Source organism: Streptococcus symci (assembly GCF_006385165.1).
GTDB classification, from domain to species: domain Bacteria; phylum Bacillota; class Bacilli; order Lactobacillales; family Streptococcaceae; genus Streptococcus; species Streptococcus symci.
In genome coordinates this window covers 163,312-184,677 of record NZ_VFJA01000001.1, presented here as the reverse complement: position 1 = coordinate 184,677, position 21,366 = coordinate 163,312, and the positions used below count along the sequence as shown (strand labels likewise).

The 21,366-nt window shown below is 41.1% G+C and carries 21 protein-coding genes; all 21 read right to left on the bottom strand.

Annotation, left to right across the window (positions count from 1 at the left end; translation table 11 throughout):
- Positions 1-6: 6 nt before the first annotated feature.
- Positions 7-633, bottom strand: coding sequence for a 50S ribosomal protein L3 (rplC, locus tag FJN11_RS00895; protein WP_000160197.1), 627 nt, complete (start codon positions 631-633; stop codon positions 7-9).
- Positions 634-849: 216 nt separating this feature from the next.
- The gene (gene rpsJ / locus FJN11_RS00890) at positions 850-1,158 is read right to left on the bottom strand and encodes a 30S ribosomal protein S10 (RefSeq protein WP_001284513.1); all 309 of its coding nucleotides are present in this window, start codon (positions 1,156-1,158) and stop codon (positions 850-852) included.
- 253 nt (positions 1,159-1,411) lie between these two features.
- On the bottom strand, positions 1,412-2,002 hold the full coding sequence (gene nrdG / locus FJN11_RS00885) for an anaerobic ribonucleoside-triphosphate reductase activating protein (protein WP_140223848.1): 591 nt from the start codon (positions 2,000-2,002) through the stop codon (positions 1,412-1,414).
- The gene (locus tag FJN11_RS00880) at positions 1,995-2,501 is read right to left on the bottom strand and encodes a GNAT family N-acetyltransferase (protein WP_140223847.1); all 507 of its coding nucleotides are present in this window, start codon (positions 2,499-2,501) and stop codon (positions 1,995-1,997) included. The genes nrdG and FJN11_RS00880 overlap by 8 nt, the downstream gene beginning before the upstream one ends.
- A gap of 43 nt (positions 2,502-2,544) precedes the next feature.
- Positions 2,545-2,685, bottom strand: coding sequence for a hypothetical protein (locus FJN11_RS00875; RefSeq protein ID WP_000521618.1), 141 nt, complete (start codon positions 2,683-2,685; stop codon positions 2,545-2,547).
- 11 nt (positions 2,686-2,696) lie between these two features.
- Positions 2,697-4,904, bottom strand: coding sequence for an anaerobic ribonucleoside-triphosphate reductase (gene nrdD, locus FJN11_RS00870; protein WP_049552546.1), 2,208 nt, complete (start codon positions 4,902-4,904; stop codon positions 2,697-2,699).
- A gap of 119 nt (positions 4,905-5,023) precedes the next feature.
- On the bottom strand, positions 5,024-6,577 hold the full coding sequence (locus FJN11_RS00865) for a damage-inducible protein CinA (protein WP_140223846.1): 1,554 nt from the start codon (positions 6,575-6,577) through the stop codon (positions 5,024-5,026).
- 254 nt (positions 6,578-6,831) lie between these two features.
- The gene (gene cls, locus FJN11_RS00855) at positions 6,832-8,364 is read right to left on the bottom strand and encodes a cardiolipin synthase (RefSeq protein ID WP_125851538.1); all 1,533 of its coding nucleotides are present in this window, start codon (positions 8,362-8,364) and stop codon (positions 6,832-6,834) included.
- Positions 8,365-8,497: 133 nt separating this feature from the next.
- Positions 8,498-9,442, bottom strand: a complete 945-nt coding sequence (locus FJN11_RS00850; RefSeq protein ID WP_140223844.1) for a 3-oxoacyl-[acyl-carrier-protein] synthase III C-terminal domain-containing protein — start codon at positions 9,440-9,442, stop codon at positions 8,498-8,500.
- 14 nt (positions 9,443-9,456) lie between these two features.
- Complete coding sequence (locus tag FJN11_RS00845; protein ID WP_061589625.1) at positions 9,457-10,719, bottom strand: F390 synthetase-related protein; 1,263 nt, start codon at positions 10,717-10,719, stop codon at positions 9,457-9,459.
- A complete protein-coding gene (locus FJN11_RS00840) occupies positions 10,697-11,512 on the bottom strand; it encodes an MBL fold metallo-hydrolase (RefSeq protein ID WP_042751751.1) in 816 nt (271 codons plus the stop codon). The genes FJN11_RS00845 and FJN11_RS00840 overlap by 23 nt, the downstream gene beginning before the upstream one ends.
- Positions 11,487-12,467, bottom strand: coding sequence for an NAD-dependent epimerase/dehydratase family protein (locus FJN11_RS00835; RefSeq protein ID WP_140223843.1), 981 nt, complete (start codon positions 12,465-12,467; stop codon positions 11,487-11,489). The genes FJN11_RS00840 and FJN11_RS00835 overlap by 26 nt, the downstream gene beginning before the upstream one ends.
- Before the next feature lie 3 nt (positions 12,468-12,470).
- Positions 12,471-13,739 carry a glycosyltransferase gene (locus tag FJN11_RS00830; protein WP_140223842.1) on the bottom strand — a complete coding sequence of 423 codons (1,269 nt, stop codon included), beginning with the start codon at positions 13,737-13,739 and terminating at the stop codon, positions 12,471-12,473.
- A 193-nt stretch (positions 13,740-13,932) separates the two neighbouring features.
- Complete coding sequence (locus FJN11_RS00825) at positions 13,933-14,397, bottom strand: SP_0198 family lipoprotein (RefSeq protein WP_061589628.1); 465 nt, start codon at positions 14,395-14,397, stop codon at positions 13,933-13,935.
- Positions 14,398-14,483: 86 nt separating this feature from the next.
- Positions 14,484-15,734: a folylpolyglutamate synthase/dihydrofolate synthase family protein gene (locus tag FJN11_RS00820; RefSeq protein ID WP_140223841.1), complete on the bottom strand. Its 1,251-nt coding sequence runs from the start codon at positions 15,732-15,734 to the stop codon at positions 14,484-14,486.
- A gap of 656 nt (positions 15,735-16,390) precedes the next feature.
- Positions 16,391-16,696, bottom strand: coding sequence for a DUF1292 domain-containing protein (locus FJN11_RS00815; RefSeq protein WP_000017620.1), 306 nt, complete (start codon positions 16,694-16,696; stop codon positions 16,391-16,393).
- 15 nt (positions 16,697-16,711) lie between these two features.
- Positions 16,712-17,131 (bottom strand): Holliday junction resolvase RuvX, encoded by a 420-nt coding sequence (ruvX, locus tag FJN11_RS00810; protein WP_004239076.1) that lies wholly within the window; start codon positions 17,129-17,131, stop codon positions 16,712-16,714.
- Positions 17,132-17,134: 3 nt separating this feature from the next.
- Positions 17,135-17,401 (bottom strand): IreB family regulatory phosphoprotein, encoded by a 267-nt coding sequence (locus FJN11_RS00805; RefSeq protein ID WP_000507059.1) that lies wholly within the window; start codon positions 17,399-17,401, stop codon positions 17,135-17,137.
- 86 nt (positions 17,402-17,487) lie between these two features.
- Complete coding sequence (locus FJN11_RS00800) at positions 17,488-18,057, bottom strand: SP0191 family lipoprotein (RefSeq protein ID WP_042751756.1); 570 nt, start codon at positions 18,055-18,057, stop codon at positions 17,488-17,490.
- Positions 18,058-18,123: 66 nt separating this feature from the next.
- Complete coding sequence (gene spx / locus FJN11_RS00795) at positions 18,124-18,522, bottom strand: transcriptional regulator Spx (RefSeq protein ID WP_000591165.1); 399 nt, start codon at positions 18,520-18,522, stop codon at positions 18,124-18,126.
- Between the two features lie 135 nt (positions 18,523-18,657).
- Positions 18,658-21,318: a magnesium-translocating P-type ATPase gene (gene mgtA / locus FJN11_RS00785; RefSeq protein ID WP_049552557.1), complete on the bottom strand. Its 2,661-nt coding sequence runs from the start codon at positions 21,316-21,318 to the stop codon at positions 18,658-18,660.
- Positions 21,319-21,366 lie beyond the last annotated feature (48 nt).

Below are 21,366 nucleotides of genomic sequence, written 5' to 3'. Positions count from 1 at the left end.
TCCTTATTATTTACCAGCTTTAACTGCTGACTTGATAGTGATAAGAGATTTCTTAGCACCTGGTACGTTACCTTTGATAAGGATAACGTTCTTTTCTGGAACAACTTGTACAACTTCAAGGTTTTGAATTGTTACACGGTCGCCACCCATACGTCCTGCAAGGTTTTTACCTTTGAATACGCGGTTAGGTGCAACAGGTCCCATAGAACCTGGACGACGGTGGTAACGAGAACCGTGAGCCATTGGTCCACGTGATTGTCCGTGGCGTTTGATAACACCTTGGAAACCTTTACCTTTAGAAGTACCAGTTACGTCAACAACGTCTCCAGCTGCGAATGTTTCAACTGTGATTTCAGCACCAACTTCCAAGCCTTCAACGTTTTTGAATTCACGAATGAAGCGCTTAGGAGCCGTGTTAGCTTTCGCTACATGTCCTTTAGCAGGTTTGTTGCTCAATACTTCGCGTTTGTCATCGAAACCAACTTGGATAGCGTTGTATCCGTCTGTTTCAACAGTTTTAACTTGAAGGACAACGTTTGGAGTTGCTTCAATAACTGTTACAGGGATCAATTCGCCAGCTTCAGTGAAGATTTGAGTCATTCCCACTTTTTTCCCTAAGATTCCTTTTGTCATGAGAAAATAGTTCCTTTTCTATATTTTTTATTCAAAAAGTTTTTAACGAGCGTTTTTTATGCTCAAGTCTAAGATACAAAGGGCGTCAAACTCAAAGTGAAAATAGGAAACTGACGCAGTGTCTAGCAGACACTAGGAAGTTTATCTTTTTCACACCGAGTTTAGCCCGTGTTCAATTAGATTGAAACACCAGCCTCTGCTCTTTTATATTTTAGATTAAAGTTTGATTTCTACGTTTACACCACTTGGAAGATCCAATTTCATCAACGCATCAACTGTTTTTTGAGTTGGGTTAACGATATCGATCAAACGTTTGTGTGTACGCATTTCAAATTGTTCGCGAGAGTCTTTATATTTGTGAGTCGCACGAATGATTGTGTAGAGGCTACGTTCAGTTGGAAGTGGGATTGGACCCGCAACTTGTGCACCTGTACGAGTAGCTGATTCTACGATTTTTGCAGCCGCTGTGTCAAGCGTACGGTGTTCGTAAGCTTTCAAACGGATACGAATTTTTTTGTTTGCCATCTTTTTCTCCTTTTCGTCTATTTAAGATAATAGGCTAGCTCCACAAGAAAACCGACGCGGTGTTGCGTGGCAATGCAACCGAGCGTGTCGCAACCTCTTGCATCAAAGCTAAGGCTGTAATTTACAGCACCATAATAGAATAACACAAAGCCCCTGCGATTGCAAGGGATTTGTTGCTGTTTTTTCGTTTTTTTACAATGAAACTGTTTTCTTTTTTGGCGGGTCATTTATTTAAGTATTTTATGGAAGAAAGTTACTCTCTCTTCACCTGTTCATAGCTTTCTTTTCCGTCATTAAGCTTATCCCAAATCACTACTTGCCCACTTTTGAGTGATTTTTGCACATCGATGATGCGTTGATTGGACGAACCTCGAAACTGGAGCATGAGATTTCTCTTAGTTCGGTCATACCGTCCATCGACAAGGATGTCAATTAGCGACAATAGTTCCAGTTTATCTGGAGTTTCCAACATCATTTCTTCCCATGTATAGCCCGTCCAAGACCAGATATCCTTATCTGGCAATTCTTTCCGAATACGCTTCACGAGTGGCAAAAGAATGCCAGTATTGAGAAAAGGTTCCCCTCCCAGCAAGGTCAATCCTTGAACATAGGGCTGGGCAAGGTCTGCCATGATCTGTTTTTCTAATTCTGCTGTATAGGGAATGCCAGCATTGAAGGACCAGGTCGCTACATTATAACACCCCTCGCAGTGAAACATGCAACCTGATACATAGAGGGAGTTACGCACACCCTCTCCATCTACAAAGTTCAAGGCCTTGTAGTCGATGATACGGCCTTGACTGAGCTCTTCACTTTTCCATTCTTGTGGTTTTGGATTATTCATTCGCTACCTCTATCCAATAACGCTCGACTCCATTACGAACATCTTCAAGAATTCCTCCATTTGCTAGTATGACTGCTCTGCTAGCAGGATTATTCACGCTACAGGTCACAAGCGTTCTCTTGATGTTCTTTTCCTTAGCAACTTGCAAGCCCTGACGGAGAGTCTCTTTAGCATAACCTTTGCCTCTTTCTGATGGACGAATGGAGTAGCCAATGTGGCCAGCATAATTCAATAACCCCTCATTCAGTCTCAATCGCAGATTCAAAAATCCTAGAGCACGACCTACATCATCAAATGATACAAATTGAATAGAAGGAACACGATTTTCAGGCAAGTTTATCCCCATCTCTTTTTGCATATTTGTTTCCAGCCATTCTTCATACACAAAGTTCTCTGTATCCCAGAAACCACTGTCGTGAGGCGACTGATATTTTTCAAACTCTGCCATCATCTCTAAAACTGTTACTTTATCTGCTAATATTGGTCTTCGTAGTTCCATTCTTACCTCCCACTAAGAGAAAAGCAAGAGCTGGCTCTCACTTTTATTTTTTCTTGTTCTTGTTTAAAAATTGTTCTCTGAGGTTGAGCAAACGTTCTTTCTTACCAGCTCCACCTTTAGAGTGTTTCTCGTGATAACGGGTCACTTGTGCACGCCCCTTATCGTCTAATTGATATTTTCCCATTTCATTTCTTTCTAATTTGTTACTTGATGGCCAGCTATTTTAATCGTTGAACCATTCATATGTTTGACACGCGCTGCGATTTCCTTGTGACGCCCATTGACCATAGGTCTCGCTTGAGGATTACCTAAATATCCACAAGTCCGTTTAACAACGTCTACTGTTTTAGGGTCGCTATTGCCACAGTTAGGACAAGCAAAGCCCCTCTCAGTTGGTTCAAAATCCCCTTCAAAGTCACACTTGTAGCAACGGTCTATTGGAGTATTGGTCCCTAGATAGCCGACACGGTCATAGGCATAGTCCCAGACAGCTTCCAAGGCCTTTGGATTTTGCTGAAGGACTGGATACTCACAATAATGGATGAAACCACCTGACGCACCTGCTTCCGGATAGACTTTCTCAAAGTCTAATTTTTCAAACGGGGTTGGATTTTTACGAACATCGTAGTGGAAAGAGTTAGTGTAGTATTCCTTGTCTGTAATATCAGGAATAGAACCAAACTTCTCTGTATCTAGTCGGCAGAAACGGTCTGTCAAACTTTCAGATGGTGTTGAGTAGATAGAGAAATGGTAGCCATATTGGTCAGACCACTCTTCTACACGGCGTTTCATATCGCGAATGATATCCAGCGTAAATTCCTTAGCTTCTAGATTGTGTTCCCAGCTATTTCCAAAGAAAACTGTCGCTACTTCGTACAAACCGATGTAACCCAGCGAAACTGTCGCACGACGATTCTTAAAGAGCTGGTCAACACTTTCTTCTTTACCTAGACGATGACCAAAAGCACCGTATTGATAAAGGATAGGAGCATTGGCTGGTGTCGCCTCTTTAGTGCGTTCGACACGATAAACAAGAGCATCTTCAGCGATATTCATCCGCTCGTTGAAGATTTCCCAGAACTTATTCATATCACCTTCAGACTCAAGAGCGATACGAGGTAGGTTAACCGTCACAACACCCAGATTCATGCGACCTGAATTAACCTCGACACCATTTTCATCCTTCCATCCTTGAAGGAACGAACGGCAACCCATAGGAACCTTGAAAGAACCAGTCAATTCGATAATCTTATCGTAAGACAAGACGTCTGGATACATCCGTTTAGTTGCACATTCTAGAGCCAACTGCTTAATGTCATAGTTGGGAGTCCCTTCTTCCAAGTTAAGGCCTCTTTTAAGCGTAAAGATGAGCTTAGGGAAGATGGCTGTACGATGCTCCGAACCAAGCCCCTTGATTCGGATGGTCAAGATAGTTTTTTGAATTTCCCGTTCGAAACGACTAGTTCCTAAACCAAAACCGAGCGAAGTAAAAGGTGTTTGTCCATTTGAAGTGAAGAGGGTGTTAATTTCATACTCAAGAGATTGCATGGCATCGTAGATGTCTTTTTGGGTTTTCTTCCATGCATAATCTTCTCGTTTATCAGGTAAAACCCACTCTTCCGCATCCTTGAGGTGTTTTTGATAATTCTTCTCTGCATAAGGAGCCAAGACTTCATCGATACGGTCAGCTGAACAGCCTCCATACTGGCTAGAAGCAACGTTGGCAATGATTTGGGAAATCTGAGCTGTTGCAGTCTGGATAGACTTAGGACTTTCCACCTCTGCATTCCCAATCTTAAAACCATTTTCCAACATACCTTTAAAATCAATCAAACAGCAGTTGGTCATAGGTGTGTAGGGGCTATAATCCAAATCATGATAGTGGATATCCCCTTTTTGGTGGGCATTGGCTACGTGCTTAGGAAGCATTTGCAGTCCGATTGATTTTCCAACGATGCCCGCTGTCAAATCACGCTGGGTATTAAAGACATCGCTGTCTTTATTAGCATTTTCATTGACAACTGCCTGGTCTTTGTTGAGAAGTTTGTGGATACTAAAGTTGATATCCGTCGCTTTTGAGCGCTCAAAATCCCTCTGTGTCCGATAAGTAATATACTCCTCAGCTAGCGCATATTCTTTGGCTTCAAGGAGTTCATGTTCTACGATATTTTGGATTTCATAAATCTTAACCCCCTGTGGAAAACGACTATGAATTTCTGTGACAATTCGCTCGGTCAGAGCATTTAGGCGCTTTTCAACTAAGGGTGTCACGTCCATAACCTTGTCAGCAGCCTTGTGGAGAGCCTTGTCAATCTTGTCCACATCAAATACAACACGTCTCCCATCTCGTTTTTCAACGAAGAGGGTTGGCAAAATTGTAATTTTTTCTTCTAGTGCAATCATATACATGCTCGTTTCTAAAATGTTCTTTCTAAAAAGTATTATACCACTCTAAAAAGAAAAATCAATATCTTGTGGTAAAAATCCTAAAATTTTTAAAAATACACAAGATATTGATTCTGTTATTTGATTTTATAGACTTTAAACTCTGAGTAATCAGTCTTTACTTGTTGGTAATTTTCTTTTAAGAGTGTCTCCGCCTCAGACCAGAGAGCCACCTTGTCGTTTACCACAATCACCTTAGGTTGGTTTTCTTTCAAGTCATTGATTAAACTAGTTTTATTCTCTTCTGTACTCGTGTAAAGAAGAGGTGATGGGAACATGGATCCAGCCAAACGCTGGCTTTCTTTATATATCTGAACATGTGAATCCCAAATATAAATTTGGTCACCATCACTCGTCTCTTGTTTGACTCTATCTACCACTTGATGTTGTTCTCTATAAGAAGCTGGATGCAAGACAAAACGAGCTACAAAAGGAATTGCAATCAGATAAACCACCACTAGGATAGGTAGGTAGAGATTTCCCTTCATGAATTTTTTCCATAAAGTTGGAACCTCCTCTCTTCTCCGACGACGAGCTCCTCTAGCTGAGTGTTTCCCACGAATACTGGTCATCAAAAGAAGGAGTAAAGACGGAAGGATTAGAATCAAACGCGAACCGTGAAGAGGTTCTTGAGAAAAAAGCAACAAGGCTAATACAAATAAGAAAGCAAAACTAGCTGGTACTGAAATAACATATAATCTTGATGCCTTTGATTGGAACAATCCTAGAAAAACAAGGAAGAGAGCTCCTAAACCAAAGGTCAACAAACCATAGAATACAACATTATCCATTAGTTGAGGATTGGTAAAGACCTGAAGGGAATCAATCGGATACAAAAGACTTCCTATAGCTTCTCCAAAACCACCTGAAGTAAGCACATAGTAGCCTACTGGGTAAAAGATGAGAGAAAAACCAAGTGCCGCTGCAAAAAACTGATAAACTCCATGGACAAAACGACCATGCCCAACATTAAAGACAAATAAACCAATCGTTACTACTACAGCAAAGAGAAGACTTGTAAGAGGCTCTATGAAAAATGATAGGCCCAAAAAGATCCCCAGACGTAGAAATCCCTTGTCATGATTAGGATTTGATAGATAAGCTGCTATGAATGAAAATCCTGCAAACAGGAATGGCAGAGCTAAGATAGTAGCATAACCTCCTCCAAAACCAAGACCAGACACCAAAATATAAAATATGGTTAGGAGTTGCTTGGCTTGTTCCCTTTGTCCCGTCAGATAGTCAGTTGAAGAAAAGAGGAAATAACCTCCTCCTAAGAGAGCTAGCCATTCTACCAAGGCAAAAAGGATGCCTCCTTGGGTAATATAAAGTAGCAAGTAATAAAGAAGACCGTGACTTGCATAATAGCTACTGTAAAGCTGTCCTCCCTGATGTAAAGCCCACCCTATATACAAATCCTGCGCCTGAGAGGGACCTACCATATCTAAAAGTAAAGGTATCACCACAGAAAAAACCGTTGCAATCGTACTTCCAATGATGAGTCTGAAAAACGGGAAAGCTACCTGTTCTTCTTTTTCTACATGAGATTCAAGGTTCCTATCCAGTCTATTTTCAATTTCATTACTCTGTATCGTTTCGGATACTTCTTCGATTCTGCCATATACAGCCATATCGTTTCTCCTATTCAATTTATCTGTCTTAGTATATCAAAAAGACCTAAAATTGTCAGCTTGCGATGGGTGTTTGTGAGATTTTTTGCATAGTTTCACAAAGGTTTCAATTTCCCGAAATCGGTGTAAATGCGTCTGTTTAAATGACATGATATAATCCAATTCTTTCTGAGTCAGCATCGTTCCTCCTACATCTTCTTATTCGTAAAAGGCAAGAAAAATAGGACTGGGTTGTATCCTAAGTCCTAGATTTCTTATAAGATTGGGGCGAATAACTGGGCAATTTCCTTAATCAATTTCTGATACCAGCTATTTTTTATCGTATGAGGGAAAATTTCTTGCGATACTGAAAAAATCTCCTGAAAGTCTTTTTGAATCTCTGTGATTGATGCCGTTTTATATAGCAAAACTGCATCTTCATAGTGATGAAGTAAACTTCTATAATCTAAATTAATCGTTCCAACTACAGCAAAGTCCTTATCCACTAAAATTTGTTTACTGTGGATGAAGCCTGGACTATACTCAAAAATCCTTACTCCTGCTGACAACAAATCCGGATAGGCCCCTCTTGTAATGAGTTGGATTAATTTTTTATCTGGAATGAAAGGAGTCACGATGCGAACATCAACACCCCTCATGGCCGCGTTTTTAATACTCTCAGTTAAATCATAGTCAATAATCAAATAGGGTGTTGTGATATAGACTGAGTCAGTAGCCTGATTAATCAAACTTTGATAGACTTTTTTCCCTACCTGAGTACGGAAGATGGGCTTGGGACCACTACCATAGGGAATACAGAGCCCTTGGCTAGAACGAGGCTGGTTTTCCAAGTGATACTGGTCAAAATCACTGATTTCCCCACGATTGATGTACCAAGTCATTAAAAAGAGACGGGTTAGAGCCTTGACACCAGGGCCATCTATGCGAATCCCACTATCCTTCCAATAACCAAAGCGTTCTACATGGTTGATATACTCATCGGCTAAGTTAATGCCTCCTGTATAAGCTACCTGACCATCTATAACAAGGATTTTACGATGGTCTCGATTATTATAAGCTACCGTCAAACGAGGAATCACCTTGTTAAACTTATGGGCTTCAATTCCTCGACTACGAAGCTGAACAGTATAGTCTCCAGGTAAAGTCGCCATACAACCGATATCATCATAGAGCATCTTGACCTCTACACCCTGAGCTGCCTTTTGCTCTAGTATATCTAGTATGCTATTCCACATCAGACCTTCTTCGACAATATAGTACTCTAGAAAGATAAATTTCTCAGCTTTCTTGAGGTCTTCCAACATATGTTGCCACATGCTTTCACCCGAAGAAAAGAATTGTGAATCTGTTCGATCATAGACATCGGCATTGCTATCCATACTTAGCAAAGATTTGATAACTCCGTAAGCCGCCTTATCATCTTCCTTCAATTTCTGGCGGAGAGCTTTACTGTTATCCTCCCGAAAATGCATGGAACCAAGTTTGTCCAACTGCTTGATTTCTTTTTTGGACAATCGCCTTTCACCAAACATCAGATAGAGCAAGGGCCCGATGACAGGAACAAAAGTTACCACTAACCACATTACTTTACTTTCAGGCGCCATTGAACGATTGACAATTGCGACAATAGTCGCCATACTCATAAAAATTAAGACAATTACCCATAGAATAGGGGCCATGCGCCCTAAATAGAGAAAGAGACCAAAAACAAGACACAGTTCAAGTAGCATAATCGAAAGACTAAAGCCATACTTGGACATCAATAATTGAAATTTTCTATATTTCATACATCCCCTTTCTTTTAACCTTCCCCCTAACCACCTAATTAATAGATGTTTCCACTAGTATACATCAGTTCATAGCTAGATGGCAACAATTTACTCTTGCTAAAGTTTCAACCATTATGATCTCATATGCGTATTACAGTTTGAGAGCCAACATATTGACCGTCATACCGGCTGCAGTTCCCATAAGATAAATGACATCTCCCTCCTTGACCAGCCCTTGTTCTAATGAATAAGCCAAGCCAAACGGTACAGATACTGACACCATATTTCCATAATCAGTGACAAGATTGAGATATTGTTCCTCCGCAACACCTAGTTTTTCCATAACTAAAGGAAGGGCACGACTTGCTTGATGGGGAATAATATAGTCCACATCTGACAATGCTAGCTGCGTTTTTTCTTGAAACTCTTCAAACATGACTGGAATTTTACGAGCAGATAAGAGGAGAATCTTCTTACCTTTCATATCAAACATATAGTTGGTCTTAGTCGCTTCAGAGTACTCTTTTGGTTGAAAAGAAGTCAGACCTCCACGAATCTCCGTATCGTGTGTTCCTTCTGACCAAGTACGTTGGAGACTAGCAATGACCCCTTTTTCCTGATGCCCTTTTTGGAAAATAAAGGCTGCCGCCCCATCACTAAAGAGTTCAAAACTTTCTTTTTGCTTAGGATTGAGCCCTAAACTACCAACCTCACTAGACACAATTAAGACACGATTGTATTCGCCTGCCTCGATCAAGTGGGACATAGTCGATAGAGCAGAAATAAAGCTAGTACAGGTCGTATTGATATCCATAGCTGGGATTGAGAGTCCTTTTGCCACGCGCTCATGAATCAAGGCAGCCGTACAAGGAATAGGCTGAACACCAACTGCACTAGCTGATACAAGGCAATCGATATCTTTAATATCTAAGTTTGCATATTCGAGTGCTCTCTGAATGGCTACCTCGGCTAAATCTAACTGCGTTTCTTCATTTTCAACCACACGATAACGCGTCTGGTCTTTGAATTGGACGGTATGCTTTGGAAGGCAAACACCATATCCTGCAATTTCTACATGTCTTTTTACTTCTGTCATTGTCTTTTATCCTTTCATAAACGTTGGATTCGTTTGAGTTTATGGCTAGTATCCCAGTGATAATCTGAAAATTGAATTTCGGGAACTATAAACTGCTTTTGCTGGGCCAGGAGTTGAAACTGTACCAAAATAGCTGTCTCCATGCTCTCATCTCGTTGGTTTAGACAAACTTCCACTAACTTCTCAGAATATTGTTTGACTTGGTAATCTCCTATATTCTCCACAAAGAGGATGCAACGTCTGATAAAGTCTGGATAGATGGTCACCTGTCCCCCATCCAGTCCATCGAAATAGAAGATGTCGTCAGAGCGTCCTTCGACCTTGTCAATTCGTGTATAGCAGGAGCCACACGGACAAGTCTTCGGATTTTCAACCAAGATATCATTGAGCTGGTAGCGATAAACAGGCTGACTACTTCGTTTAAAGTCCGTAATCACTGGATAAAAACGGCGGTCATCCAGATACTGCTTTTCCACAAGTATAATGTCTTCGTTGAGATGCAGATTTCCAGCTGAGCAAGTGCAAGCTAGGAAACCTTCGGTTGCCTGATAAACTTGGTCAATAATGGATAGAGAAAAGGCTTCTGCGATGAGTTCCCTATCATTATCTTCCAAGATTTCTGCCACCGAAACGATTTTTTGTGGGTGGATAGCTAACTCTCCAGCCTTGAGACGCTTGCTCAATTCAATCAACATAGAGGCTGGTGCCACAACAATCGTCGGCTGGTAGGTATTCAGCCGCTCAATATGGACATCTGTAGGTTTAAAAATATCAAAATACTCCAAACGAATAAGTGCCGTATTGATGGTCTGATAGAGTTCATTATCAGCTCTCAGGAAAAAGGCGATTCGGTGTCCAAAAAGCTGGCCCTTGGGTAACATCTTAGCTAAGATAGCTGCTGCCCACATACTTCGCTCTTTCTCCGTTGTGATAAAAAGCCCCCGATGTCCAGATGTCCCTGAAGACAGTCCGACTGCCACATCGCCTTTGAGTTCAGTGAAATCACGAGTCTTTTCACTTTCAATAGCCAAGGCCAAGGCTTCATCCCGATCTACTCCTTGGGTGTTGAGCTCGTTGAAATGCTCCATCATAAAAGCCTTGTCCATATGGTCAAAGTCACTAGGAATCCCATTTTTAAAGTAGGGCGACTCTCGCTTTAAAAAGTTCATATAGTTAGCTAATTGCTTTTTCTGATAGTTCTCTACAGCTTCTCGAGATTTGAAGTTATGAAGCCAGCGAGTTTGGATAAAGGTTTTAAGAAAGGTTCCTTTTTTCATATATGATACGTTCTATCCTTTCTACAGGGTCATGGCTAACAACTACTTCAATACCATCTCTCAAGACCTCCTCCAAAAACTCTGTCCCCTTGATATAGTCTGCCTTATTGTCCTGAACCAAGGAAGGAATCAGGAGCATCTGCTTGGTGTAAGGCAAAAGGTCAATTCCCCAACAGAGATCTGCTGCGATGAGGAGATTAAAGTCTGGAAGGTACAGACAAGCTTGCCCCCTTGCATGCCCATCAACAGAAGCTACTAGAATACTTCCATCTCCAAAAAGGTCACTAGTCGGACGATAGGGAAAGGTTGAATCTTGCTGGTCAGCTCTGATAATGGTTAGATTTTTTTCAAAAGAAGCTGGCAAAAATTCCTTGAAAATCAAGTCTTTCAGTGTCGGTTTCTTGTAAACATCATACACTTCCTGAGTCAAGATAAAAGTTGCATGAGGGAAGAAGCTAGCCCCTCCCAAATGATCTGGATGCAGGTGAGATAGGATGATATAATTAATTTCTTCTGGTTTAATTCCCTTAGCTTTCAGCAAATATGAAATCTGGTCCTTCTCCGTCATTTGAACAGGTGTTCCCAAACGATAGAAACCATAACGAATCTGAGTCTTAATATCGTAATGGTAGCCCGTATCATAGAGGAGGTATCCCTTCTCCCTATGTTTGATAAGAAAAACCCCGGCTGGAAAGGTCATCTTTTTATTCTTGATTCCCTTAAATAGCAAACCCGTATAACTCGTGCAATATCCTGCTGGGAAATAATCAATGCTTTCTATAATCTTTGACATATTGTTCAATCCCTTCCGAAATACTGATTTGAGGGCGATAGCCCAAGTCTCGCTCCGCCTTACTAATGTCCAGCGTCTGGCTATACCTCAGCAAGCAATATGTATAGCGTGTCAGAGCCGGCTCACCTTTGAGTTTCAAGATATTATACAGAAACTCTAAACTACTTGCAATAACTGAAAGAAGAGGAGCCGGCACTTTTCTGTATGTTATCGGATAGCCAAGCCCTCTCAAGGTTTCTTCTATCAGATCCTTAAAGGCTCTTGGTTCCCCGTTGGTAATATTATAGACTTCGCCACTAGCTTGAGGAGCCTCTAGAGCCAAGCGAATGGCCAGAGCAACATTTTCCACACAGGTCATGTCCATCAGCTGACGGCCATCCCCTATCAAGGGAATACCAATCTTCTGACTGAGTTTAAGAACCCGAGGTAAAATACTGGTATCCCCAATTCCAAAAAGCCCACGAGGTCGTAAGATAATACTCGGAACATCGGGATAATCCTTAAACAGCTTCTCCGAAGCTAGTTTACTACGAATATAGTTGTTCAGATTATTTTCCTGAGGCGCATCGCTTTCTTTGATAGCTATCTGGTCTCGAGGCGCAGCATATATACTAGGCGAGGACACATAAACCAAACGCTGAATACCATCCTCTCGACAAGCATCCAGAACATACTTGGTCCCTAAGACATTTGTCTGGTAGAAATCTTCCCAAGGTCCCCAGACGGTAGAAAGAGCTCCAGCATGCACAACTATGTCCATACCCTGACAAGCCTGAGTCAGATCCTCTTGCTTGGTCAAATCTCCCTGGAAAAATGCCACAGAGGAGTTCTCTAAAGACTGACCAATCTTGCGATTACGTCCAAAAGCTCGTACCTGATAGCCATACTGACTGAGCTCTTCAACAACATACTTACCTAAAAAGCCCGTAGCACCTGTTACCAATACTTTCTTCATGTTTTATTTCTCCTTGTCCCCCAAGAGTCGATATATTTCATTCTTGAGGATTTCTGTTGGCTGGTAGTCTTGAGCTACACGACTGAGTTTGTTCAAGTCTGACCAGCCATCTCTAGCCAATAGCTCATCAAAAGCGCGTCCAATCGCTTCCGTGTCCTCTCGTTTAGCAGTCAGGGCAATCCCTGCCTCTAGCCCGCGAACCGCATAGTCATACTGATCATAGTCATGAGGGAGAATTAAGGCAGGCTTGCCATAGATAATACATTGGTAAAAAATACCCGCACCTCCGTGATGAATCACATAGTCCATCTGGGGAATGTATTCCTTATAGGGAAGATAGGATACTACAGAAACATTGTCCATGAGCTCCTCACATTGGAAGTCTTGTCCACCAAACCCCAGAGTCACAAAAAAGTAACAGTCAGGATGGGCTTTTGCCAATTGTTGAGTCTGGTAGAGGAGGTTATCTTTAGCCCACGCTAGCTGAGTTCCACAGGATACGAGGACTTTTTTATAACTTGCATAGGGAGACAAATCGAGAGGATAATTCTCTGCTCTCTCGATTGAAGAGCCAAAAGGCCCCACCCAAAGGTAGTGCTCTGGAAAACCACTTTTCAGCTCCAACTCTTTCATCCCAATTCCCAAGATGGAATAGGGTGAATAAATGGTTTCCTGATTTTTTTGATTGTAGAGCTTAAAATCGTAACGTTTCAAGCGTTCTCTCAATAAAAAGGTTACGATTCGTTTTCCTAAACGAGTCCCTTTTCTTCCTAGCCATTGCTGGGCAAACTGAAAAGGATTCTTTGGACTGCCCATTCCTCCAAAGAAACAAGGCGGTCCATCTGTCGTTTCAATGGCAAACTGTGTCGCCATAGTAGTAATCCAAGGAATTCCCAACTGTTCCGCCACTAGTCCTCCAGAGAGGGTTATAAAATCCGCAATAACAATATCTGGTCGATTTTTCTCCCATTCTTGCACTAGTTGGTCAGACACTATATTGATCAAATCCAGACTAGCTGACAACTGCCGATAAGCAGAAATAAGATTTAGTTGCCCTTCATTGTTGGCTACACGCTCAAACTCATCTACAAAATTTTCTAAAATGGGAAGTACCTGGAATCCCATCTCCTCTGCGACAGCTTTTCGTTGCGGTCCTGTGAATAATCGAATATCATACAAAGGATTCTTCAACAAAGGTGCGAGTAAATTCAGGGCTGGGAAGAGATGTCCACTTAAAGGGAGTACTACCACGTCGATTTTGATTCTCTTCATAAATCTAGCATAACAAATTTTTTTAAAAAGAACTACTCAAAAAGAGTACCACTCCTAAAAGTGGAACTTATATTTAAGGAAAAGGAATGAATCTTGTATGAGACCCATTCCTTTATGTGTATAATCTATCTAACTTTTATCGAGTAATACATCAAATATCTTTCATCTTATCGGAATTTTTGATAAATAAGCTTTACTTAGATAAAACAATGCGATCAGACGCTTCTCTATCCATATCGTCGATAATCATCTGATTTCCATTGATTGCATAAATCTTGACGTCATCCCCAATAATCATGCGTTGATTAGCGGCATCAAAGCTAACCTGCTTGATTTCTTGTTCCCCATCAGTTTCCACCTGTGTCCATGTACCAGTTGTTCCAGTTACCACTAAAGTGATACGGTCTCCTTCGTCCTGACCGGTATAAGTTCCATTAATATTGGTTGGTTGAGCCTCAGGCGCATTTTGTGAAGAGCTGGTCGCTGCCTGGTTGATATTTTCTGTAGAAGATGAAACAGCAGCTTGTGATTGCTGAGTTTGTTGTGTTTGCGATTGAGCTGCTGGTTGTTGAATCTGTTGAGCTCTTTGTGAACAAGCTACTAAGAGACTAAGACTTGCTAGAGAAGCAAGAGAAAGTGTGAATCTTTTTAATTTCATGATGAATTTCCTTTCTGCTACCAATTTACAGAAGTTTTTCCTTCTAACTAGTAGTTTTCCTAGTATAACAAGTTCAAAAAAGGAGGTCAATTTATCTGCTCATACCCCAGTAGATAGCCCCGTACTTCTGAGATAAAGTAGAGAGATCCTGTAACGAACAGCAAGTCCTGCATATCTGCTCTTTCTTCAAAATTGCTAATAAATTTGCGGTAAGAAGGAACTATATCGTAACCTGTTACATCTGTTTCATCCAAAGAACCTTGATAGTCAAAGCCGGTCACCTTGAGTTCCATCTGAGGCAATTTTTCAGTCAGATAAGCCAACATCCCTTGATAATCCTTCCGTTTCAAGGCTCCAAATAGGACTTGAGGACGATATCCTTCCTGCTCTTTTCCTTTAATAAATTCAACCAAGCGAGTCAAGGCAGGGAGGTTATGAGCACCGTCCAAGTAAATCTGAGGACGAATACGCTCCAAACGCCCAGCCCAATGGGTCTGATTCAAAGCTTGTCTTACAGCCTGTTCATCAACAACTTCCTTTCCTTCCCTCATAAAGAGAAGAAAAGTTTGCAACGCCAAGCCCGCATTCTCCTGCTGATAAGCTCCTTCTAAACCTATTTTCAACTGTGAAAGGTTAGCCAAAGAGCTTGAAAAATCGCCATTCAGCATTGAGAAATCCTGATCTGACTGATAAAGGTCAACAGCTAAAGAGTCTGCTTTTTTCTGACAAACAAGCCTAGCTTCTGAAGGCAACTTAGCAATCACTGCCTTTTTACCAGCCTTGAAAATACCAGCTTTCTGCTCTGCGATTGCTTCTAGACTATCACCCAAGGTCTCCTGATGGTCAAGCCCGATGGAGGTGATGACAGCAATCTCTCCAGTTACCACATTGGTCGTGTCAAGTAAGCCACCAATTCCCACTTCTAGTAAAACCAAATCCACCTCTTGCTCTCTAAAATAAAGAAAAGCAATCAAGGTCAGCAATTCAAAAAAGGACAACTGGTCATGAGTTTGCAGAAGTGTTTTTTCCATCTCCTTGACCTGATTAGCCAAACGGATGAAGTCTGCATCAGCTATTGGTTGCCCGTTAATGCTGATTCGATCATTGATAGAGACGATATGAGGAGAGGTAAAAGTCGCAACTCTTTTGCCATGCCCCATAAATAACTCCCTCATAAAAGCAATGGTAGAACCTTTTCCATTAGTTCCTGTTACGTGGATAATAGGATAAGACTTCTCGGGATTCCCCAACAAATCCACCGCTTGTTGCATTCGGCCCAAGCCTGATCGAAAATTCAAACCAATCCGACTATGGAGCCATTCTTCTACTTCAAACATATACATCTCCTTAATTACAGGTTCAATCAACTGCCTCAATAAAGTCTCATAACTAACAAAAACGAGGCCAGGATTTTCGTCCCGACCTCTTACCTGGTTAGCTAATAACTAGCTACTATGAAGTTAACGTGGGGTAAACACGTCCACTGAATGTGCCTGCGTTTCTAATTTCTAGCGCAGGGCTAAAAACGTCCCCCAGACTTACCAGCTCTTTTTTATTTCAAAGAGCTGGGCTAAAAACATCCACTGGATATGCCTGCGTTTCTATTTTCTAGCGCAGGGCTAAAAACGTCCCCCGGACGTTCCAACTCTTTCCAATTTCTGGGAGTTGGGCTGATACAGTCTCCCAGACTTACTTACGGTCTTTATTTTTAGCGTAAGGGTAAAAATGTTCACTGAACACACCAGTTCTCTCTTATTTTAAGGAACTGGGCTAAAAACGTCCACTGGATGTTCCAACTCTTCTAATTTCTAGGAGTTGGGCTGATACAGTCTCCCAGACTTACTTACGGTCTTTATTTTTAGCGTAAGGGTAAAAATGTTCACTGAACACACCAGTTCTCTCTTATTTTAAGGAACTGGGCTAAAAACGTCCCCCGGATGTTCCAACTCTTCTAATTTCTAGGAGTTGGGGTGATACAGTCTCCCAGACTGTATCACTCCTCCATAAAGCTGTTGAAGACTTCTTCAATCATGTTCCATTCGTCTTCTGAGTCTTCTGGGATTGGTTGCAATTCGCCTTCTGTTCCATCTTCGTTTTCGATGAATGAGTAAGCTTGGATTTCAACTTGTCCGTCTTCGTCTTCTTCTGCATTAACTGGTACTAGAAGAACATAGTTTTTACCAAATTCTTCTTTTCCGTCAATGGTCAAAAGGATTTCAAACAAGGTTTCATTTCCTTGCTCATCTACTAGTGTGATTAGTTCACGTTCTTCGTGGTCGTGGTTATGATCGTGTGACATAGCCTCTCCTTTGTATTAAAATTTTCTATCTAAATAATTTTGTAAAATCAGCTGAGCTGCTAATTTATCAATGACTTTCTTGCGCTTGTTACGGCTAATATCTGCTTGTTCAATCAACATACGCTCTGCGGCAACTGTTGTCAAGCGTTCATCTTGATAGTCTACTGGTAAACCAAAAAGCTCTTCCAGCTTTGCTCCGTAGGCTTGACTAGCTTCCACGCGCGGTCCGCTTGTATTGTTCATGTTTTTAGGCAAGCCCACTACAAATCGTTCCACCTTGTAAGTATCAACCAACTCCTTAACGCGGTCAAAACCAAATTGACCTTGCTCCTCATTGATTTGGATGATTTCAAGTCCTTGAGCTGTAAAACCAAGCGGATCGCTAATCGCCACCCCTACCGTTTTTGAACCGACGTCCAATCCCATAATTCTCATAGGTTATAGATCGACTCCTTGTCCTTTAAGGTAGTAGCGGACTAATTCCTCAACGATTTCATCACGCTCATACTTACGGATTTGATTTCGTGCATTATTATAACGAGGAACGTAGGCAGGGTCTCCACTCAATACGTAACCTACGATTTGGTTAATTGGGTTGTAGCCCTTATCGTTCAACGAAGCATAAACATCAGTCAGAGTTTCGCTAATTTCTTTTTTATTGGAATCGTCCAATTTAAAACGTACTGTTTCTTCAGTAAATCCCATTCTAACACCCTCTTTCCTTAGAATAGTACCATTATAGCATAATTCCTTACGTTCTACAATTCAGGCAGTCTATTTATTTGGATTTTCTACTGTTCTGTCGCGCCATTTGCCAATCTGTCTGCTACATATTGACTCGGTTCATTTTTCAAAAGATTTTCCAAGCCAATATTCTTTAAATATTCAACCTGTGAAGCTTTTTTGATATCTAAAACCTGAAAATCATAAGTAGTTGTTGTTTGAATTTCTGTTTCACTTAGTAGCTTCGTCTCAAGTGTAAAACCTGGCAACTTGCGCGCTTCCTGAATTGAGGTATCTTTACCTTCAGCTTCAATGAGTGCTTTTTGGGTAGCCTCTACACCATGCTCAGTTACAAAAGTCTTCAATTCATCGGTAACTGGTCTTTTTTGAATAATAGTCAAACTTAAAAATTGTTTTCCTTTATATGTGACTGTTTGAATCTGCTGACTGCCGTCTGTTGACTTCGGTAGCATAAATGTTTTTGTAACTACTGTATTCTTCTCAGCATTCTCTAGGACAGGTAAAGTTGACTGTAACGTTTCAGATTTACTACTAGAGGACGCAGTTGTCGCTTTTTTTTGCCCACATCCAGCAAGCAAGAAAAGTAGTGCAAAACTTGTAATCAGTATTTTTTTCATAATTCCTCACATCATTTTTGAATTAAAAGAGCAAACAAGGCTAGGAAGCACTCCCAGCCTTGATGTTTATAGAGCTGCACGCAAACGTGCTTCTGCATTTTCTACATTACGGACAGAGCGTGGTAGGAAGGCACGAATATCGTCTTCCTTATAGCCAACTTGCAGGCGTTTTTCATCTACAAGGATTGGGCTCTTTAAAATTCTCGGTGTTTCCATAATCAGATTGAGAACTTCGTTGACACTCAAATCTTCAATATCCACTCCAAGGGCTTTAGCATAGCGATTTTTAGACGAAACGATGCTGGCTATTCCATTGTCTGTTTTGGTTAGAATATCCAGTAATTCTTCTCTCGTAATTCCTTCTTTACCAAGGTTTTGTTCTTTATAACTTAACTGGTGGGCATTGAGCCAGGTTTTTGCTTTTTTACAGCTAGTACAACTTGAGACTGTATAAATTTTAATCATGTACCTACCCCTTTCGCTACATGTTACTATCAGTTTAGTCTATTATACCATAAAAAACATCCGACTTGCGACCTATTTTTAAATTTTTTTGATTTTTTTCGTCATTTTCGTACTTTTTTCTTGACAAAATGAAATTTACAGCCATTCTTTATATTTCTTGATATAGATTTTTTTCACAATTGTCACACTAATCATATACAAAATAATGATGAAAAGTAAAAAGATGAAATAGATCGGCTTCAAAGGAGTTAGATGAAGAAGGCTAGCTAGTGGACTGTAGGGAAGGAAGGTCACAAAGGCTGCAGCCAATAAGGTTGTCACAAGGACTAGCCAAGCTGGACGACTTTGTAAAAAGGGAATTTTAGCTGAACGTAGCATATGGATAACCATGGTCTGTGACCACATGGACTCAATAAACCAACCTGTCTGAAACAAGACAATAAATCCTACGGCAGACTCCGCTCCATGGACATAGGCTTGACCTGTCGTCATGGGTACAATGATAAAATAGAGCAAAATAAAGGTCAAAATATCAAAGGCAGAAGAGATAGGCCCCATCCAAACCATGAAACGTGTGATAGACTTAGCTTCCCAGATATGCGGATTTCTCAAAAAATCTTTATCCACCTTGTCAAAAGGCAAGGCAATACAAGACAAATCATAGACTAGATTTAGAATAATCAAATGGACTGGTGCCATTGGTAAAAATGGCAAAAAGATTCCAGAGACTAATAGGGATAAGATATTCCCAAAATTAGAACTCACTGTCATTTTGATATATTTGGTCATATTGGCATAGACCTTACGCCCTTCAACAAGTCCTTTTTCAAGCACCATGAGATCCTTATCAAGTAGGATAACATCAGCTGTTTCTTTGGCAATATCTACTGCTGTATCAACAGAAATCCCCACATCTGCAACTTTCATAGAAGGAGCATCATTGATCCCATCTCCCATATAGCCAACAGCATGACCATTAGCCTTAAATTGCAAAATAATCCTCGCTTTTTGGTCAGGTGAAAGTTTGGCGAAGACGGTTACCTCCTCTACGGCTTGGGCCAATTCTTGATCACTCATCTGATCAATTTCAGACCCCAACAGCATCTGATTGATATCCAAACCAACCTTTTCACAGACTGCTTGGGTAACTTTTTCGTTGTCTCCCGTCAAAATCTTTGTTTGAACCCCATGTTCTAACAGTGCCTTAATTGCTGGTGCTGCAGATGGTTTAGGAGGATCTAGGAAGGCTAAATAACCAGTTAGAATCATATCCCCTTCATCATCAACTGTATAGGCATGGCCTTCCCTCAAACCCGACTTATAGGCCACTCCCAAGACACGCAAACCTTGTTGATTTAGCTGTCTGACTTCTGCTAAGATTTCTTCTCTAATAGCATCTGTCAAGGGAGTAATCATTCCATGGTATTCCGCATGACTGGAAATCGTCAACATTTCCTCAAGTGCTCCCTTAGTTACCAAACTAACCGTTTCGTGTTCATCCTTAACGATAACACTCATACGTCTACGTTCAAAATCAAAAGGAAGCTCATCTATTTTTTGAAAAGTTTGAGCCAGATTTTGCAAGAGGGCGTGTTCTTTGGCTTCCTTTTCAGTCCGTTTGATAATGGCTCTGTCCATCAAATTTTTCAAGCCCGTTTGAAAATAAGAATTGAGATAAGCTCGTCTCAAGACGGTCAAATCCAAGCGTCCGTGGATATCCAAGGGATATTCAAGGACAATTTCGTCTTGGGTTAGAGTTCCTGTCTTATCTGTACACAAAATATCAATCGCCCCTAAGTCCTGTATGGCATTGAGTTTCTTGATAACCACTTTTTCCTTGGCCATAATGATGGAGCCTTTTGCTAGACTGGCCGTGATAATCATAGGAAGCATCTCAGGTGTCAATCCAACACCAACACTCAAAGCAAATACGCCAGCTTCCAACCAATCTCCATCTGTCAAACCATTAGACAAGAAAACAATGGGCACCATGAGCAACATCAAACGAATCAAGAGCCACGAAATACTATTCATCTCCCGCTCAAACGAAGTAGGTTCGTCATAGGTGTTCAAAGTCTGCTCAATGGCTCCCATCATGGTATCATCACCAACTGCTAAAACCACAGCCTTGGCACTACCAGACAAGACATTGGTTCCCATAAAGGCGAGCGCTTCTGCTTCTAGCAGACTATCAGATTGTTGAACTGTTGCCTTGGTCAAGGCCAATTTTTCAACCGATTCACTTTCACCTGTCAAGCCCGACTGTTGTACAAAGAAATCGCGCGACTCAAATAAAAGAAGATCTGCTGGAATCATGTCTCCAGCGCTTAATTTAACCACGTCACCTACTACCAAATCATCGATAGGTACTTCTTGAACTTCTCCTTGACGAATGACAGTCGCTGTGTTAATAATCATTTTTGAAAGATTGGTCGCAGCCTTATCACTACGGAGTTCTTGGACAAAGCGTATGCCACCAGAAATGAGGACTAGGACAACGATGATAATGGAAGTCGTCGGATCCTCTTGACCTGGTTTTGCCAACCAGACATTGGTCACCAAGGAAATCACGGCGATGACCAGCAAGATGATGGTAAAAGGATTGATAATGGATTCGTAAATCTTTTTGAGGATACTGTCTTCTTGACCCTTTGTGATGGTATTTTCGCCATATAGGTCACGATTTTTCTCCACCTGCTCCTCAGTCAAGCCTGTTAGACTTGTCTTATAAAAAGATAGAGTTTCGTTTAAAGATGTATGAATAGCTGTTGCTAATCTTTCTTTTGTAGTTTTCATTGGTTTCTCCTATCTGTATGAATGATGTGTTTCATACACAGAGACCAA

Bases quoted from the DNA above. Each gene is read 5' to 3' on its own strand.
- rplC (WP_000160197.1), bottom strand. From the start codon at position 633: ATGACAAAAGGAATCTTAGGGAAAAAAGTGGGAATGACTCAAATCTTC.
- rpsJ (WP_001284513.1), bottom strand. From the start codon at position 1,158: ATGGCAAACAAAAAAATTCGTATCCGTTTGAAAGCTTACGAACACCGT.
- nrdG (WP_140223848.1), bottom strand. From the start codon at position 2,002: ATGAATAATCCAAAACCACAAGAATGGAAAAGTGAAGAGCTCAGTCAA.
- FJN11_RS00880 (WP_140223847.1), bottom strand. From the start codon at position 2,501: ATGGAACTACGAAGACCAATATTAGCAGATAAAGTAACAGTTTTAGAG.
- FJN11_RS00875 (WP_000521618.1), bottom strand. From the start codon at position 2,685: ATGGGAAAATATCAATTAGACGATAAGGGGCGTGCACAAGTGACCCGT.
- nrdD (WP_049552546.1), bottom strand. From the start codon at position 4,904: ATGATTGCACTAGAAGAAAAAATTACAATTTTGCCAACCCTCTTCGTT.
- FJN11_RS00865 (WP_140223846.1), bottom strand. From the start codon at position 6,577: ATGGCTGTATATGGCAGAATCGAAGAAGTATCCGAAACGATACAGAGT.
- cls (WP_125851538.1), bottom strand. From the start codon at position 8,364: ATGAAATATAGAAAATTTCAATTATTGATGTCCAAGTATGGCTTTAGT.
- FJN11_RS00850 (WP_140223844.1), bottom strand. From the start codon at position 9,442: ATGACAGAAGTAAAAAGACATGTAGAAATTGCAGGATATGGTGTTTGC.
- FJN11_RS00845 (WP_061589625.1), bottom strand. From the start codon at position 10,719: ATGAAAAAAGGAACCTTTCTTAAAACCTTTATCCAAACTCGCTGGCTT.
- FJN11_RS00840 (WP_042751751.1), bottom strand. From the start codon at position 11,512: ATGTCAAAGATTATAGAAAGCATTGATTATTTCCCAGCAGGATATTGC.
- FJN11_RS00835 (WP_140223843.1), bottom strand. From the start codon at position 12,467: ATGAAGAAAGTATTGGTAACAGGTGCTACGGGCTTTTTAGGTAAGTAT.
- FJN11_RS00830 (WP_140223842.1), bottom strand. From the start codon at position 13,739: ATGAAGAGAATCAAAATCGACGTGGTAGTACTCCCTTTAAGTGGACAT.
- FJN11_RS00825 (WP_061589628.1), bottom strand. From the start codon at position 14,397: ATGAAATTAAAAAGATTCACACTTTCTCTTGCTTCTCTAGCAAGTCTT.
- FJN11_RS00820 (WP_140223841.1), bottom strand. From the start codon at position 15,734: ATGTTTGAAGTAGAAGAATGGCTCCATAGTCGGATTGGTTTGAATTTT.
- FJN11_RS00815 (WP_000017620.1), bottom strand. From the start codon at position 16,696: ATGTCACACGATCATAACCACGACCACGAAGAACGTGAACTAATCACA.
- ruvX (WP_004239076.1), bottom strand. From the start codon at position 17,131: ATGAGAATTATGGGATTGGACGTCGGTTCAAAAACGGTAGGGGTGGCG.
- FJN11_RS00805 (WP_000507059.1), bottom strand. From the start codon at position 17,401: ATGGGATTTACTGAAGAAACAGTACGTTTTAAATTGGACGATTCCAAT.
- FJN11_RS00800 (WP_042751756.1), bottom strand. From the start codon at position 18,057: ATGAAAAAAATACTGATTACAAGTTTTGCACTACTTTTCTTGCTTGCT.
- spx (WP_000591165.1), bottom strand. From the start codon at position 18,522: ATGATTAAAATTTATACAGTCTCAAGTTGTACTAGCTGTAAAAAAGCA.
- mgtA (WP_049552557.1), bottom strand. From the start codon at position 21,318: ATGAAAACTACAAAAGAAAGATTAGCAACAGCTATTCATACATCTTTA.